Annotated in this window: 13 protein-coding genes; 4 read left to right on the top strand and 9 right to left on the bottom strand. The window is 67.9% G+C overall.

All coding sequences use genetic code 11. The features are described 5' to 3' along the window. Nucleotides 1–91: 91 nt before the first annotated feature. The 6 genes from BGP17_RS22650 to BGP17_RS22625 all read right to left on the bottom strand — a co-directional run bounded on the left by BGP17_RS22650 (nucleotide 92) and on the right by BGP17_RS22625 (nucleotide 3725). On the bottom strand, nucleotides 92–568 hold the full coding sequence (locus BGP17_RS22650) for a GNAT family N-acetyltransferase (protein ID WP_167301335.1): 477 nt from the start codon (nucleotides 566–568) through the stop codon (nucleotides 92–94). After that, entirely contained in the window at nucleotides 565–1266 is a 702-nt protein-coding gene (gene tsaB / locus BGP17_RS22645; protein ID WP_286713718.1) for a tRNA (adenosine(37)-N6)-threonylcarbamoyltransferase complex dimerization subunit type 1 TsaB, read from the bottom strand. Before tsaB ends, BGP17_RS22650 begins: the two co-directional genes overlap by 4 nt. After that, entirely contained in the window at nucleotides 1196–1789 is a 594-nt protein-coding gene (locus tag BGP17_RS22640; RefSeq protein ID WP_167301337.1) for a malonic semialdehyde reductase, read from the bottom strand. The genes tsaB and BGP17_RS22640 overlap by 71 nt, the downstream gene beginning before the upstream one ends. A gap of 28 nt (nucleotides 1790–1817) precedes the next feature. Continuing rightward, the gene (locus BGP17_RS22635) at nucleotides 1818–2390 is read right to left on the bottom strand and encodes a NifU family protein (protein ID WP_167301433.1); all 573 of its coding nucleotides are present in this window, start codon (nucleotides 2388–2390) and stop codon (nucleotides 1818–1820) included. A gap of 148 nt (nucleotides 2391–2538) precedes the next feature. Continuing rightward, the gene (locus BGP17_RS22630; protein ID WP_286713717.1) at nucleotides 2539–2808 is read right to left on the bottom strand and encodes a hypothetical protein; all 270 of its coding nucleotides are present in this window, start codon (nucleotides 2806–2808) and stop codon (nucleotides 2539–2541) included. Nucleotides 2809–2858: 50 nt separating this feature from the next. After that, nucleotides 2859–3725: an aspartyl/asparaginyl beta-hydroxylase domain-containing protein gene (locus BGP17_RS22625; protein ID WP_286713715.1), complete on the bottom strand. Its 867-nt coding sequence runs from the start codon at nucleotides 3723–3725 to the stop codon at nucleotides 2859–2861. A gap of 191 nt (nucleotides 3726–3916) precedes the next feature. On the opposite strand from BGP17_RS22625, the gene BGP17_RS22620 reads away from it, so the two are divergent. Next, the gene (locus tag BGP17_RS22620) at nucleotides 3917–6811 is read left to right on the top strand and encodes a M16 family metallopeptidase (RefSeq protein WP_286713713.1); all 2895 of its coding nucleotides are present in this window, start codon (nucleotides 3917–3919) and stop codon (nucleotides 6809–6811) included. A 150-nt stretch (nucleotides 6812–6961) separates the two neighbouring features. On the opposite strand, the gene BGP17_RS22615 is transcribed toward BGP17_RS22620, so the two are convergent. Both BGP17_RS22615 and ggt read right to left on the bottom strand, forming a co-directional pair. Beyond that, complete coding sequence (locus tag BGP17_RS22615) at nucleotides 6962–8743, bottom strand: AMP-dependent synthetase/ligase (RefSeq protein WP_286713712.1); 1782 nt, start codon at nucleotides 8741–8743, stop codon at nucleotides 6962–6964. 59 nt (nucleotides 8744–8802) lie between these two features. Then, complete coding sequence (ggt, locus tag BGP17_RS22610) at nucleotides 8803–10521, bottom strand: gamma-glutamyltransferase (protein WP_286713711.1); 1719 nt, start codon at nucleotides 10519–10521, stop codon at nucleotides 8803–8805. A gap of 163 nt (nucleotides 10522–10684) precedes the next feature. Between ggt and BGP17_RS22605 the strand changes: the two genes are divergently transcribed. Then, nucleotides 10685–11260 carry an HdeD family acid-resistance protein gene (locus tag BGP17_RS22605; protein WP_286713710.1) on the top strand — a complete coding sequence of 192 codons (576 nt, stop codon included), beginning with the start codon at nucleotides 10685–10687 and terminating at the stop codon, nucleotides 11258–11260. A gap of 9 nt (nucleotides 11261–11269) precedes the next feature. Here the strand turns inward: BGP17_RS22605 and BGP17_RS22600 are convergent, their stop codons facing one another. Beyond that, nucleotides 11270–12244 carry a quinone-dependent dihydroorotate dehydrogenase gene (locus BGP17_RS22600; RefSeq protein WP_286713708.1) on the bottom strand — a complete coding sequence of 325 codons (975 nt, stop codon included), beginning with the start codon at nucleotides 12242–12244 and terminating at the stop codon, nucleotides 11270–11272. A gap of 272 nt (nucleotides 12245–12516) precedes the next feature. Between BGP17_RS22600 and BGP17_RS22595 the strand changes: the two genes are divergently transcribed. Together BGP17_RS22595 and BGP17_RS22590 are read left to right on the top strand one after the other, a co-directional pair. After that, complete coding sequence (locus tag BGP17_RS22595; RefSeq protein ID WP_167301342.1) at nucleotides 12517–13428, top strand: DUF6597 domain-containing transcriptional factor; 912 nt, start codon at nucleotides 12517–12519, stop codon at nucleotides 13426–13428. A 79-nt stretch (nucleotides 13429–13507) separates the two neighbouring features. Then, nucleotides 13508–13984 (top strand): SUF system Fe-S cluster assembly regulator, encoded by a 477-nt coding sequence (locus BGP17_RS22590; RefSeq protein WP_286713706.1) that lies wholly within the window; start codon nucleotides 13508–13510, stop codon nucleotides 13982–13984. The last annotated feature ends 1 nt before the right edge of the window (nucleotide 13985 follow it).

Here is a 13985-nt window from a genome sequence, read left to right as displayed (position 1 = left end):
GGCGAAGACGACTATCACTCGTCGCCCGGCATCACCCTATCGGACCATTTTGGATCAAACGCAAGATCATATTTGCAGATATCCGTAAGTCTCAGTCCAGATCCCGAGCATAGGTATGGGCATCGAACAACTGCCCGCTACGTCCTCGATAATAGTCCCTGCGCTCGCCGACCTTTTCAAAGCCTTCGCGACGGTAGAGCCAGACGGCATCGTTTCCTGAACGCACCTCGAGATGAAGACGCGCGACACCGCGGCCACGGGCTTCTTCGATCACCGCACGAAGCAGTGCTCCCGCAACGCCGCGGCGGCGCGCGGCAGGGTGCGTGGCGAGGAGCAGCAACTCGGCTTCGCCGGCAATGGCGCGGGCGAGGGAGAAGCCGGCATCCTGGCCGTCGACGCTGGCCACCACCAGCCAGACGCCGGGGAGCGAGAGCATGCCGAGGCACTGCGCGCTGGTCCAGGCCTCGCCAAACCGGGGGTCGAATGCTTCCTGCATGATGCGGTTGACGCTGTGGAGATCGTGCGCCCCGCCTTCGCGCAGCTCGATCAGGTTGATCGTGCCGCTCATGCCAGGCCCCGCTCGGCGAGCGTCTTGGCATCGGGCGCGCGGCCATAGACGGGGCGGGCCGGCAGGGCGGTGAAGCCCCCCGCGAGCAGCCGGACGTCGGCGGCGGCGGGCAGCGCCTCGCGCAGGTCGGGCCCCTCGGCCAGCGGCGCCAGGTGGCGGACGCCGCTGCCAATGGCCGGGCGCCCCTCGATCGCGGCAAGGGCGGCGGCGGGAGCGAGCGAGCGGAACGGCCCGTCTTCCCGCAGCGGCTGGGAATGGAAAGCCTGCATGAACACCTCACCGTGCCCGCCTTCGAGCACCACGGCAAGGCTGGCGATCGCCGGGTCGGCGGCGAAGCCGGCCGCGGCGACGAGTGCGAGCGACGAATAGCCGTGCACGTCCGCGCTCCAGCCGATCGACAGGCCGAGCGCCGCAGCAAGGCCGACGCGCACGCCGGTGAAGCTGCCGGGGCCGACATCGACGAGAATATGCGCCGCCCGGCCCTGGCCCGGCAGCGCGGCGATCATCGGCACCAGGCGCTCCGCATGGCCGCGGCCCACGACTTCATGGGCCGCGGCGATCACGGTCGCCCCGTCGAGCAATGCGACCGAACAGGCTGCGGTCGCGGTCTCGATGACGAGCGTCAGGTCAGAGGACGCGATTGAACTGCTCGAATTCAGGCCGCGGGAGTCGATCGAAGATGGTGGAGGGGTCGCCATGTCCCAGTGTCGAGATGAAGTTGGACTTCACATTGGGCTGGTCCGCAAAAAAGGCTTCGTCAACCTTCGCGTTGTCGAAACCCGACATCGGACCGGTGTCGAAACCGAGCGCGCGGGCGGCGATCAGCAGATACGCGCCCTGGAGCGACGAGTTGCGGAAAGCCGTGGTGTAGCGGCTCTCCTCGGTGGGGAACCAGTCCTTCGCGGTCGGCGCGTGCGGGAAGAGCCAGGGCAGCTGTTCGTTGAACGCCAGGTCCATGCCGATGATCACCGCGGCCGGCGCCTTGCGGATCTTGTCGGCATTGGTGCTGCTCGAAAGTGCCGCGAGCCTTTCCCGGGCCTCGGGCGTGGTCAGCCACACGAAGCGCGCGGCCTGGTTGTTGGCCGAGGTGGGGCCCATCTTGAGCAGGCCGTAGATGTCGCGGATATCGGCCTGGGTGACCGGCGCGTCGGTATAGCCGTTATAGGTGCGCGCGGTACGGAAGATCGTGTCCAGCGCCGCGTCGTCGAGCGGTTGGGCCATGTTCCAGTCCTTTCTTGGGCGATTGGGCTCAGACGGCCCGGACTTCGGTGACTTCGGGGACGTAGTATTTGAGCAGCTGCTCGATGCCGTTCTTGAGCGTGGCGGTCGAGCTGGGGCAGCCCGAACAGGCGCCCTGCATCTGGAGATAGACCTTGCCGGCATCGAAGCCGCGATAGACGATGTCGCCGCCATCATTGGCGACGGCGGGGCGCACGCGCGTCTCGATCAGCTCCTTGATCTGCGCGACGATCTCCGCGTCCTCGGGATTGTCGCCGAAATCCTGGCTCTCGGCCGGCACGCTGAAGCCGGCGGAGGCGGCGTGGAACAGCGGCATGTTCGCCGCGAAATGATCGAGCAGGATGCCGAGCACGTCGGGCTTGGCATCGCGCCATTCGGCACCGGGAGCGATCGTCACCGAGATGAAGTCGCGGCCGAAGAACACCCCGGTCACGTCGCCCAGGCCGAACAGCGCCTCGGCGAGCGGCGAGGCTTCGGCCTCTTCGGGGTTCGCGAAGTCGCGGGTGCCCGCTTCCATCACGGTGCGGCCCGGAAGGAATTTGAGCGTCGCCGGATTGGGCGTGGCTTCGGTCTCGATCAGCATGCGCGTCATTTGGGCGCTCGGGCGGCGGCGATCAAGCTGGAAGGAGGAAACGAAAGGTTTCCGCCGGCGTGGTTCCTGCCTGTCATCGCTCCTACGGCCCTGGATCCCGCCTTCGTATCGGAGGCGGGAGCCGGGGAGGAGGCGGGCTTCAGTCCTGCTGCTCGTCGTGCGTGGTTGCCTCGGTCACGCTCTGGTCGTGGCCGCTCTTGTCGCTGAAGAAGGCGGCGGCGAACAGGCCGCAGCCGAGCAGCGTGGAAAGGAACACGCCGCCGATCGTGGCGAGGACGGCCGAGGGATAGAGCGCGTCGTAGAGCGAGAGATACCAGAGGGCGCCCGCGACCATCAGCACGCCCGCCAGCGCGATCCAGGTGATCATCCGGCGGAATTCGGTCCAGGCCTTGGCGCGGTTGGTAGCCATTTGGCGGCAGCTCCTTCGTGTGCGCCATGTGGGCCCGCGGCGCGCGCAAATCAATCGTCGAGCGCCTGCATCGCCGCGTTCCAGCGGTTCACGTTCGCCCGCGCCTCCTGCACGAACGCCGAGCCGCGGATCCAGGCCAGGAACCTGTCGACGAACCACCGGCCCGGCTGGCGGAGCGGCCGGCGGAACTGGACGAGCAGAACCACGCGGGTGCCGCTCGTGTCGTTCCACACCTCATGATCATAGGTGTCGTCGAACACCAGCGTCTCGCCCTCCGCCCAGCGCAGGATGCGATCGCCGACGCGCATGCGCACGTCGCCGTCGCGCGGCACGATCAGGCCGAGATGGCAGGTGATCAGCCCCTTGGTGACGCCGCGATGCGCCGGGATGTGCGTGCCCGGCGCGAGGATCGAGAAGAAGGCGCTGTTGAGGCCGGGGATCGACTCGACCAGCCGGGTGGTCACCGGGCAGCGATCGAGATTCTCCGGCACGAGATAGCCATAGCCATAGAGGAAATAGCTTCGCCACTTGTTCACCGGCGCGATGGCGCGGTGATCGGGCGAGATGACGGAGAGCGAAGGCGCGAGATTCGGCGAGAGCGCGGCGGCGATCGCCTCGGCGCGGATCGCCTGCCAGTTGGCGCGCAGCGCCTCGGTCCAGGCGAAGTCGCGCACGTCGAGCACCGGGCTGTTCGAGACGAGCGAAAAGCGGGCGATGAACTGGTCGAAGACCCCGCGCAGATGCTTGCCATATTTGATCAGGAAAGGCCGATCGCTATCGGCGCGTAGCGGCGCATCGGCCATGCTGGCGTCCGACACGACCGTGAGGCCGGGAATCATTTCCCGTGCTGCGGCGGCTTCGACTTCGCCCGCGTCCCGCCACATTGCGCTGCCCCGCGCGCTCGGCTCGACCTTCACTGCACCTGACCTTGCTGGTTACGCTGCCTTTTCGACTGCGGGACTCGCCCGCACCGCTTGGATTAGCCTGTGGATGGGTCGAAAACATGGCCCCGCTGCGGCGTACAAGGGCCGCTTCGTGTCCCGCGCGTACATCTGGCGGAAAGGTTCGCGCTGGCATGCCCGGCGCTTCGCCCCTAGATGGACGGTCTATGCATTTCTTCCTGCGTGCGCCTCTCGCGCTCCTCGCTTTCGCCGCGCTCGCGCCGGTCCTGCCGGCCCAGGCCCAGGTTTCGACCAATCCCCCGAACGTATCCGATACGCAGACGGTGGGGCGTCCGGTCCAGACCGCCAAGGATCCCTGGCTCTATGAGAAGAGCGATCTCGTCCATGACGACGCGTGGAAATTCGGGCGGCTTCCCAACGGTGTACGCTATGCCGTGCGCAAGAATGGCGTGCCGCCGGGCCAGGTATCGGTCCGCGTGCGCATGGATGTCGGCTCGCTGATGGAGCGCGACAGCGAGCGGGGCTTCGCGCACCTGCTCGAGCATCTTTCCTTCCGCGGCTCGGTGCACGTGCCCGACGGCGAATCGAAGCGCGTCTGGCAGCGCCTGGGCGTGACCTTCGGCTCCGATTCGAACGCGAGCACCACGTTCACCGCCACCACCTACAAGCTCGACCTGCCGATGGCGTCCCCTGCGGGGCTGGACGAGAGCTTCAAGATTCTGGCGGGCATGATGTCGGGCCCGCAGATCACGCAGCAGATCCTCGATTCGGAGCGGCCGGTGGTGCTCGCCGAACAGCGCGAGCAGCCGGGGCCGCAGGTGCGGCTGCAGGATGCGATGCTCGACCTGATGTTCGCCGGCCAGCCGCTGTCGCAGCGCGAGCCGATCGGCACGGTAGACACGCTCGTCGCCGCGACGCCGGCAAGCGTGCAGGCGTTCCACGAGCGCTGGTATCGCCCCGAGCGCGCCACTGTCATTGCGATCGGCGACGTCGATCCGGCGCTGCTCGAGCAGATGATCGTCAAGCATTTCTCGGACTGGAAGGGTACCGGCCCGGCCGTGCCGACGCCCGATTTCGGCAAGCCGGTCGAGGGCACCCCCGTTGCCGCCAGCATCGTCGAGCCGGCACTGCCGGTGCTCACCACCATGGCGATCGTGCGCCCCTGGACGGTCGACGGCGATACGGTGATCTTCAACCAGAAGCGGATGATCGACCTGGTCGCGATCCGCATCATCAATCGCCGGCTGGAGACCCGGGCCCGCTCGGGCGGCACTTTCATCGCCGCCGGGGCCGACCTGAGCGACATCGGCCGATCGGCGAACATCACCACCGTGCAGGTGCTGCCGGTGGGCGACGACTGGGAAGCGGCGCTGCGCGACGTGCGCGCGGTGATCGCCGACGCCCAGGCCGCGCCGCCGAGCCAGGCCGAGATCGACCGCGAGGTCGCCGAGATCGAATCGTCGATGAAGCAGCGGATCAACACCGCGCCGGTCGAGGCGGGGGCCAAGCTGGCCGACGACCTGGCCGAGGCGGTCGACATCAACGAGACGGTGACGACGCCCGAATTCTCCTACGCGATCTTCAAGGGTGCGGTGGACGGCAAGATGTTCACGCCGGCCACGGTGCTGGCGTCGTCGAAGAAGGTGTTCGAAGGCACCGCGACCCGCGCGATCGTCAACCTGCATGCGCCCGATCCGGCGATCACCACCAAGGTGACCTCCGCGCTCGAGGCCAATGTCGCGGCGAGCGGCAAGCGCAAGCTGGTCGGCAATGTCAGCTTTGCGGCGCTGCCCAAGCTCGGCGTGCCCGGCAAGGTGGCGAGCCGCGAGCAGATCCTGCCGGGCACCGGCATCGAGAAGCTCGCATTCGCGAATGGCGTCACGCTGCTGATCCGCCAGGACCCGTCGGAGACCGGCAAGGTCTATGTCAATGTGCGCTTCGGCCGCGGGCTCTCGGGCCTGCCGAACAAGGGCCAGACCCCGGCCTGGGCCGGCGATCCGGCGCTTATGGCCAGCGGCATCGGCAAATATGGCCAGGAAGAGCTCGACGCCTTGACCGGCCGCCGCCAGATCGGTGCCGATTTCGACGTCGACGACGATGCCTTTGTCCTGAAGGGCCAGACGACCAAGGACGACCTGCCCGACCAGCTCAAGCTGCTGGCGACCAAGCTTGCCGCACCGGGCTGGGATCCCAATCCGGTGTTGCGCGCCAAGGCGGGCATCCTGTCGGGCTATGCCGGCCTCTCGGCCTCGCCCGACGCGGTTCTGAATCGCGATCTGGAGCGGCTGCTCCACAATGGCGATCCGCGCTGGGGCGTGCCGCCCGAGGCGACGATCCGCGAGACCACGCCGGAGAGCTTCCGCAGGTTCTGGGAGCCGCTGCTGGCGACCGGGCCGATCGAAGTCGAAGTGTTCGGCGACATGGATGCCGAGGCGACGGTGAAGGCCGTGGCCGCTACCTTCGGTGCGTTGAAGCCGCGCGTGGCGAGCAAGGCGCCGCTCGCGCCGGTGGAATTCCCCGCGCACGTCGCCACGCCGGTGACGCTGTTCCACAAGGGCCAGCCCAACCAGGCCGCGGCGGTGATCGCCTGGCCGACCGGCGGCGGCACCGAGAATGGCGGCATCACCGAGAGCCGCAAGCTCGAGGTGCTCGCCGCGGTGTTCCGCGACCGGCTGCTCGACCAGCTGCGCAGCCAGGCGGGCGTGAGCTATTCGCCCCAGGTGGCCAGCCAGTGGCCGCAGGGTTTGCCGGCGGGCGGCAAGATCATGGCGCTCGGCATGGTGCCGCCCGACAAGGTCGACTTCTTCTTCGAGCTGTCGCGCAAGATCGCCGCCGATCTGGTTGCCAAGCCGATCGACGCGGACGAGCTCAACCGTGCGCTCACGCCGCTGAAGCAGCAGATTCTGCGCATGTCCTCGGGCAACATGTTCTGGATGCGCCTGGTCGAGGGCGGCACCTATGATCCCGCGCGGATCGCCGCCGTCGAGACGCTGGCCGCCGACTATTCGCGGGTGACGCCGCAGGACGTGCAGGGGCTGGCGATGAAGTATCTCCGCCCGGACAAGGACTGGACGCTCAAGGTGGTGCCGGAGAAGAAGTGAGGCTTGGGCCCTCGCGTCACGGGAAATGGAAAAGGCCGGGGTGGAAGCCCCGGCCTTTTTGTTTGCCCGCACCGTTCCGCCACACTTCGCCATCCCCGCCTTTGCGGGATGACGGGGAAGGGGGAGGGCGAAGCCTCGGCGGTGGGTTCCCTACCGGTACAACCCGTCGAGCCGCTCGCCATAGACCGCCTTCAATATGTGCCGGCGGATCTTGAGGCTGGGCGTCAGCTGCTCGTTCTCGATCGTGAAGGGCTCGTCGGCGACCAGGAATTTTCGGACGCGCTCGATCACCGAGAGGTCCTTGTTCACGCGCTCCACCGCGGCGCCCAGCGCCGCCTTGTAGTCGGGATCATGGGCCAGTTCCCTGAAGTCGCATTTGGTGGCGGTCCGGGCGCACCATTCGGCGGTCCATTCCGGATCGGGGACGATCACCGCGGACATATAGGGCTTCTTGTCGCCGGCGATCATCGCCTGGACGATCTCGGGCTGCAGCGTGAGCATGCCCTCCACCTTCTGCGGCGCGACATTGTCGCCCTTGTCGTTGACGATGATGTCCTTCTTGCGGTCGGTGATCTTGATCCGGCCCTTGTCGTCGATATGGCCGATATCGCCGGTATAGAGCCAGCCGTCGCGCAGGACGCGCTTGGTCTCTTCCTCGTTGCGCCAATAGCCGTGCATCACGAGCTCGCCGCGCACCAATATCTCGCCATCGTCGGCGATGCGCACCTCCACCCCTTCGAGCGGCGGACCGACCGTGTCCATCTTGAGCCCGGCCTTGGGGCGGTTGCACGAGATCACCGGCGCCGCCTCGGTCTGGCCATAGCCCTGGAGGAACGTGAGGCCGAGGCTCTGGAAGAAGATGCCGACCTCGGGATTGAGCGGCGCGCCGCCCGAGACCATCGCCTTGATCCGTCCGCCGAACTTCTTCGAGAGCTTCGGCTTCAGGGTGGCGCCGAGGAACAGGTTCATCGGCAGGTCGGACAGGCGCCCGGTGCCGGCCGCCTTGCGCCCGCCGATCGCGACGGCCTTGTCGAGCAGGAAATTGGCGAAATTGCCCTGCTTCTCCACTTGCTTGACGATGCGGGTGCGCAGCACCTCGAACAGGCGCGGCACGACGACCATGATGGTCGGGCGTACTTCCTCGATGTTCGAGGCGAGCTTCTCCAGCCCTTCGGAATAATAGATCTGCGCGCCGAGCCCGATCGGGAAATGCTGGCCGCCGGTATGCTCATAGGCGTGGCTGAGCGGCAGGAACGAGAGGAACACCTCGTCGTCCCAGCCGAAATCCTCGCTGATCAGCGCGCAGCACGCCTCGACATTGTGCAGGATCGCGCCGTGATGCTGCATCACGCCGCGGGGGCTTCCGCCCGTGCCGCTGGTGTAGATGATGCAGGCCAGGTCCTCGCGGCGGAACGTGCAGGAAAGGCCGCGCGGATCGGTGTCGTGCCTGGCGATCAGCCCGCGCCAGTCATGGAACTCCAGGCTGCCCTGCTGGGCGACGCGCAACTCCTCCATGCCGATCACCATCCGGGCCGAGGAAGCGCGGATCGCGGCGGGAAGCAGCGCCTTTGCCAGCTTGGTGTTCGAGACGATGATCGCGCAGGCGCCCGAATTCTCGATGATGTGCTGGTGATCGCGCTCGGTGTTGGTGGTGTAGGTGGGCACGGTCACACAGCCCGCGGCCATGATCGCCAGGTCGCTGATGCAGAATTCCGGGCGGTTCTCCGAGACGAGCATCACTCGGTCGCCGCGCTTCAGGCCGAGCGCGGTCAGCGCCGCGGCCAGGCTCGCCACCTGGCGGGCCGCTTCGGCCCAGCTGGTCGGCCGCCACTTGCCTTCGTCCTTGTGCCAGAGGAAGGGCGCATCGCCCTTTTCCTTCGCCCGCGCGAAGAACATCTGGACCAGGTTGTCGAACCGTTCGAGCCTACGCATTCCCTCTCCCCATTGCGGGCGCCCCCTTTTCCGGGACGTCCCGCCTTCCCCCGACGTTTCTATTCCGACGGCCGGTTCGGCTGCGCGCCCACGCGATGGATAACGGTCATGTGGCCCTGTTGGTCCATCACGACGCCTTCGCTGCGCGGATCGGCACCGCCGGTCCAGCGGGCCCCGACCCGCTCGACCGCGTTCATCTTGAGCCCGAGCGGGGCGGACTGGACCTTCTCGCCCAGCGCCTGGAGCGCCGGGACCATCGCATCGAGCTGGGTGCCCTTCTCGGCGACCGCCATCTTGCCGGGCGCATAGAGCAGGCCGAGGCCGATCGCGTCCTGGGCCGAAAGCTTCCAGTCGATCACGCCGATCAGCGCCTTGGCCACCTGGGCGATGATCGTCGAGCCGCCGGCCGCGCCGATCGCGATGCGGACCTTGCCGTCCGGGCCATAGACGATCGTCGGCGCCATCGAGCTGCGCGGCCGCTTGCCGCCCTCGACGCGATTGGCGACCAGATAGCCGTCCTTCTCCGGCACGATGTCGAAATCGGTGAGCTCGTTGTTGAGCATCACCCCGTCCACCGACAGGCCCGAGCCGAACGCGCCTTCGATCGTGGTGGTCACCTGGGCGACGTTGCCGGCCTTGTCGACCACCGAGAGCGAGGTGGTGCCCGGCACTTCCTGCGGCTTGACCGCGATGCGCTTCGGCGCGCCGGGAGGCGTGCCAGCCTTCACTTCGGCCATGGTGCCGCCCGGGCTGATCAGCGCCGAGCGGCCGGCGAGATATGCGCGGTCGAGCAGGCCGGCGATCGGCACCTGCACATAGTCGGGATCGCCGACATAGAGGTCGCGATCGGCATAGGCGAGGCGCGAGCTTTCGGCGAACAGGTGCCAGGCGACCGGATTGTCCTTGCCGAGCTTCGCCATGTCGAAACGCTCGAGCTGGGCGAGGATCATCATCACGGTGACGCCGCCCGACGAGGGCGGGCCCATCGAGCAGATCTTGTAGGCGCGATACGTGCTGCACAGCACCGGCCGCTCCTTGGCGTCATAGGCGGCAAGGTCGCCGACGGTCATCTTCGAGGGGTTGCGCGCCGAGCCGTTCACCGTCGCGATCAGCTTCTCCGCCTGCGGGCCGACATAGAAGCTGTCGGGGCCGAACTTCGCCACGCGCTCGAGCAGCGCGGCCTGTTGCGGATTGGTCGCGCGCGCGCCGGCCGCCAGCGGCGTGCCGTCGGCGTGGTAATAGATCGCGCGGACGCCGGCATCGACGTGCGGCGCATAGTTGCGCAGCGCGTTGGCGAGCCGGGGCGAGACGTCGAAGCCCTCACGCGCCAGCCGGATCGCCGGATCGAACAGCCGGGCCCAGGGCAGCTTGCCGGCGCGGGCATGCGCCTTGGCCATGGCGCGCAGCGTGCCCGGCACGCCGACGCTGCGCCCGCCCGGCACGGCGGCCATATGGCTGAGCGGCTGGCCGTCCGGGCCGTAGAACCAATGGTCGTTCGCGGCCATCGGCGCCGCCTCGCGCCCGTCGACCGTGGCGATCTTGCCGGTCTTCACGTCATATTGGAGGAAGAAGGCGCCGCCGCCGATGCCGGCGCTCTGCGGCTCGACCACGTTCAGCGCGAGCATCGTCGCGATCGCCGCGTCGGTGGCGCTGCCGCCGGCATTGAGGATCTCGGTGCCCGCGGCGGCGGCGCGAGGATCGGCCGCGCTGACCACCCCCTGGGCGGAAGCCGCGGCGGGAGCGGCGAGAAGGGCGAGCAGCAGGAACAGCTTCTTCATCCGGCAAGCCGTAGCGGGCTTTGGCCGGAGCGCAAAGACGCTACGTCGGGCGGCGAAGGATCGGATGATTGCGCAAGGGTATAACCAGGCGCAATCTGGCGCAGGTCGACGCGCTGCATGCCCGCCCATGCCGGACGGGCGGCGCTACCGAAGGAGGGCTAGCATGACCGACGGCTCGACATTTGCGACTTCCCCCTCGCTGCTGCGCGCGCTCGGCAAGCGCTGGTGGCTGTTCCTGCTGCGCGGCATCGTCGGCATCGCCTTTGGGATCCTCGCGCTGTTGTGGCCGGGCGTGGCGCTGCTCACCCTGGCGCTGGTGTGGGGCGCCTATGCGCTGGTCGATGGCGCCTTTGCGCTGGCCGCGGCGCTGTCGGGCATGCGTGGCGGCGATACGCCGCGCTGGTGGCTGGCGCTCACCGGGCTGGCCGGGATCGCCGCGGGCCTGCTGACCATCGTGTGGCCGGGCATCACCGTGCAGGTGCTGCTGCTGCTGATCGCCGCCTGGGCGATCGTCACCGGCGTGATGGAGGCGGCGGGCGCGATCGCGCTGCGCAAGGAGATCGAGGGCGAGATCTTCCTGATCCTTGCCGGGCTGGTCTCGATCGGCTTCGGCGTGGCGATCCTCGCCTGGCCGGTTGCGGGCGCCATCGGCCTCGTCTGGCTGATCGCCTGGCTCGCGATCCTGGGTGGCGCGGCCTATGTCGCGCTCGCGCTGCGGCTCCGGAAGCTTGCGGGCTAGGACCCGTAGCTAGGCGAGCGCCCGGGCGATGGCGCGGGGCAGGCCCGGCCCCTTGAACACCAGCGCCGAATAGAGCTGGACGAGCGTGGCACCGGCGTCGATGCGGCGCTTCGCTTCGTCCGGGCCGTCGATCCCGCCCGCCGAGATCAGCGGCAGCGCGCCCGCGGCGATCTCCGCCGCCTCGGCCAGCTTCTGGCGCGCGAGCGGGGCGAGCGGCTTGCCGGACAGGCCGCCGGCTTCGCCCGCATGGGCGGAGCGGAGCGGCGGGCGCGCGATGGTGGTGTTGGACACGATCAGTGCGTCGATCCCGTTGTCGAGCGCTGCCCGGATCGCCCCTTCCAGCCCGGCGCGATCGAGATCGGGCGCGATCTTCAGGAACAGGGGCGTTCGCCCACGCGCCGCATGGCTGGCGGCAAGCAGCTCGTCGAGCGCCGGGCGCGACTGGAGGTCGCGCAGGCCCGGCGTGTTGGGCGAACTGACGTTGATGGTGACGTAATCGGCATGCGCGGCTGCCTTGCCCACCCCCAGGGCATAATCGGCGACACGATCCGCGCTGTCCTTGTTCGCCCCGACATTGATTCCGAGCATGCCCTTGCGCGGCCCCAGCCCGGCGATGCGCGCCAGCGCCGCGTCGATCCCGCCATTGTTGAATCCCATGCGGTTGATCACTGCCTCGTCCTCGGGGAGGCGGAACAGGCGGGGGCGGGGATTGCCGCCCTGGGGCCGGGGCGTGAGCGTGCCCACCTCGACCGCGCCGAAGCCCAGCGCGAACAGGCCCGGAATCGCCTCGGCATCCTTGTCCAGGCCGGCGGCCAGCCCGATTCGATTGGGAAAGGTCAATCCTCCCAATTGGACCGGTGATTCCACCATTTCGGATCTGAAAACGGTACCGAGCGATCCCCATAGCGCGAGCGCGCGGATGGCGGCGCGGTGCGCCCTTTCGGCATCGAGCGCGAACAGCGCGGAACGGAGCGGATAGGCCATGGCGGGAGGCCTTCGCACCGCTTTTCCTCTCCGTAAAGCTGCGTATGTCGATTCCTTCCAATACCGCCGCGCCGGGCTCGGCTAGGTGGAAACTGCGACCCGAGGGGTTTCCGCTCAATGGGGGAACCCTTTCCTTTTGGCCCGGTCTGGCTTCGGCTGACCGGGCCACTTTTCTATTCCGTGACCGCGCGGTATATTTGCCTCAGAAAATAAGGAATCCGGGAAGGGAAGAGTCTCGGATCGACAGGGTACAAATGCGGGGCGCAACCAGGATGAAACCGGCCCAACCGGCCGCCGAAAATGACCGCGATCCGCGGCCGCAGATCGAATTCCGCAAGGCGGAAGGCGCGCTGCTCCCGCACGTCGAGTCCTATTATCTCTACCGGCACGATGCGGAAGACATCGAGGGGATCGAGCGCGTCGATCTCGGCCAGCTCCGCTTCGTCATCAAGGGCGAGGGCGAGGTCCATTTCCCCGACGGCCATGTCGAGAAGACCCGGCGGGTGATGGTCAACGGCCCCGGCACCGCGGCCGCGACCTACAAGATCCGCGGGCCCTTCCACTGCTTCGGCGTGTCGCTGCGCGCGATCGGCTGGAAGGCGCTGATCGACTTGCCGGCGCACAAGGTGGCCGATCATATCGTCGATGGCGAAAAGCTGTTCTGCGAGCAGGCCGGGCTGCTCTGGCATCGGCTCCACAAGATGGAGACGCTGGAGGAGATGATCGGCGCGATCGAGCCGCTGCTCAAGATGCGCCAGCACGAAGTGAAGCCGGTGCCGCCGGCGCATCTGGCCTTCCTGCGCGCGGTGCGCGAATGGGCGGCGACCACGGATCCAACGATCGACGATCTCTATGCGCGCATCCGCCGGAGCTCGAACATCGGCGAGCGCCAGGTGCAGCGGCTGTGCAAGGACTATTTCGCCGGCTCGCCCGCGCATCTGAAGCGCAAGTTCCGCGCGATCGGCGCCGCCATGCGCATCTATCAGGGCGCTTCGGTGGACGATGTGGTCGAGCCTTTCTCGGACCAGTCGCACCTGATCAACGAGATTCGGCACTTCACCGGCCACACCCCGACATCGTTGCGCGCGGGCATCGATCCGGTGCTGGCGGTGACGCTCGACAACGAAACCTTCCACTTCCTGCCGGATGTGCTCCCCGAATCGGTTGACCTTCGGCGTCGCTGAGCCCATTTGCGCAATCGGAACGTTTTTGTCCGATTGAGTCCGCCGCGCCGTTGCGCGTAAGGACCAGCAAGGGAAGTGCGTGCGTCTTTCGAGCCTTGCCGACTATGCGGTCGTGATGATGTCCGCCGCGGCGCGCCATTGCGGCGGGTCGTGCCGGCTCAACGCGACGCAGCTCGCCGAGGAGACCGCGCTGCCGCTGCCCACGGTCCAGAAGCTGGTTAGCAAGCTTTCCGCCGCCGGCCTGATCGAGAGTGCGCGCGGCACCGGCGGCGGTTTCCGCCTGGCGCGGCCGCCCGCGGCGATCACGCTGGCCGACATCGTCGAGGCCGTCGAAGGCCCGATCGCGCTCACCAGCTGCGTCGATGCCGGCAAGCAGGATTGCTGCGTGCAGGACAGCTGCAAGGTAAAGCCGCACTGGAATGTCGTGAACGGTGCTGTAAAGGGCGCGCTCGCGGGCATTTCCCTCGCCCAACTTTCCAGCGTGCCGGCCGAGGCCGGGGCGCAGCATCCGGCAGATCCTATCCGGACCCCGGCACTGGCCGGGGAGCAGGTGTAAG

The organism is Sphingomonas sp. 67-41, from assembly GCF_001899725.1.
Taxonomy (GTDB): Bacteria; Pseudomonadota; Alphaproteobacteria; order Sphingomonadales; family Sphingomonadaceae; genus Sphingomonas; species Sphingomonas leidyi.
The sequence above is the reverse complement of the archived record's forward strand: the minus strand, read 5'-3'. Positions and strand labels throughout refer to the sequence as shown.

Excerpts from the sequence above, each read along its gene's own strand:
- BGP17_RS22620 (WP_286713713.1), top strand. The coding sequence starts at position 3,917 with ATGCATTTCTTCCTGCGTGCGCCTCTCGCGCTCCTCGCTTTCGCCGCG.
- BGP17_RS22605 (WP_286713710.1), top strand. The coding sequence starts at position 10,685 with ATGACCGACGGCTCGACATTTGCGACTTCCCCCTCGCTGCTGCGCGCG.
- BGP17_RS22595 (WP_167301342.1), top strand. The coding sequence starts at position 12,517 with ATGAAACCGGCCCAACCGGCCGCCGAAAATGACCGCGATCCGCGGCCG.
- BGP17_RS22635 (WP_167301433.1), bottom strand. The coding sequence starts at position 2,390 with ATGCTGATCGAGACCGAAGCCACGCCCAATCCGGCGACGCTCAAATTC.
- BGP17_RS22650 (WP_167301335.1), bottom strand. The coding sequence starts at position 568 with ATGAGCGGCACGATCAACCTGATCGAGCTGCGCGAAGGCGGGGCGCAC.
- ggt (WP_286713711.1), bottom strand. The coding sequence starts at position 10,521 with ATGAAGAAGCTGTTCCTGCTGCTCGCCCTTCTCGCCGCTCCCGCCGCG.
- tsaB (WP_286713718.1), bottom strand. The coding sequence starts at position 1,266 with ATGGCGACCCCTCCACCATCTTCGATCGACTCCCGCGGCCTGAATTCG.
- BGP17_RS22600 (WP_286713708.1), bottom strand. The coding sequence starts at position 12,244 with ATGGCCTATCCGCTCCGTTCCGCGCTGTTCGCGCTCGATGCCGAAAGG.
- BGP17_RS22640 (WP_167301337.1), bottom strand. The coding sequence starts at position 1,789 with ATGGCCCAACCGCTCGACGACGCGGCGCTGGACACGATCTTCCGTACC.
- BGP17_RS22630 (WP_286713717.1), bottom strand. The coding sequence starts at position 2,808 with ATGGCTACCAACCGCGCCAAGGCCTGGACCGAATTCCGCCGGATGATC.
- BGP17_RS22615 (WP_286713712.1), bottom strand. The coding sequence starts at position 8,743 with ATGCGTAGGCTCGAACGGTTCGACAACCTGGTCCAGATGTTCTTCGCG.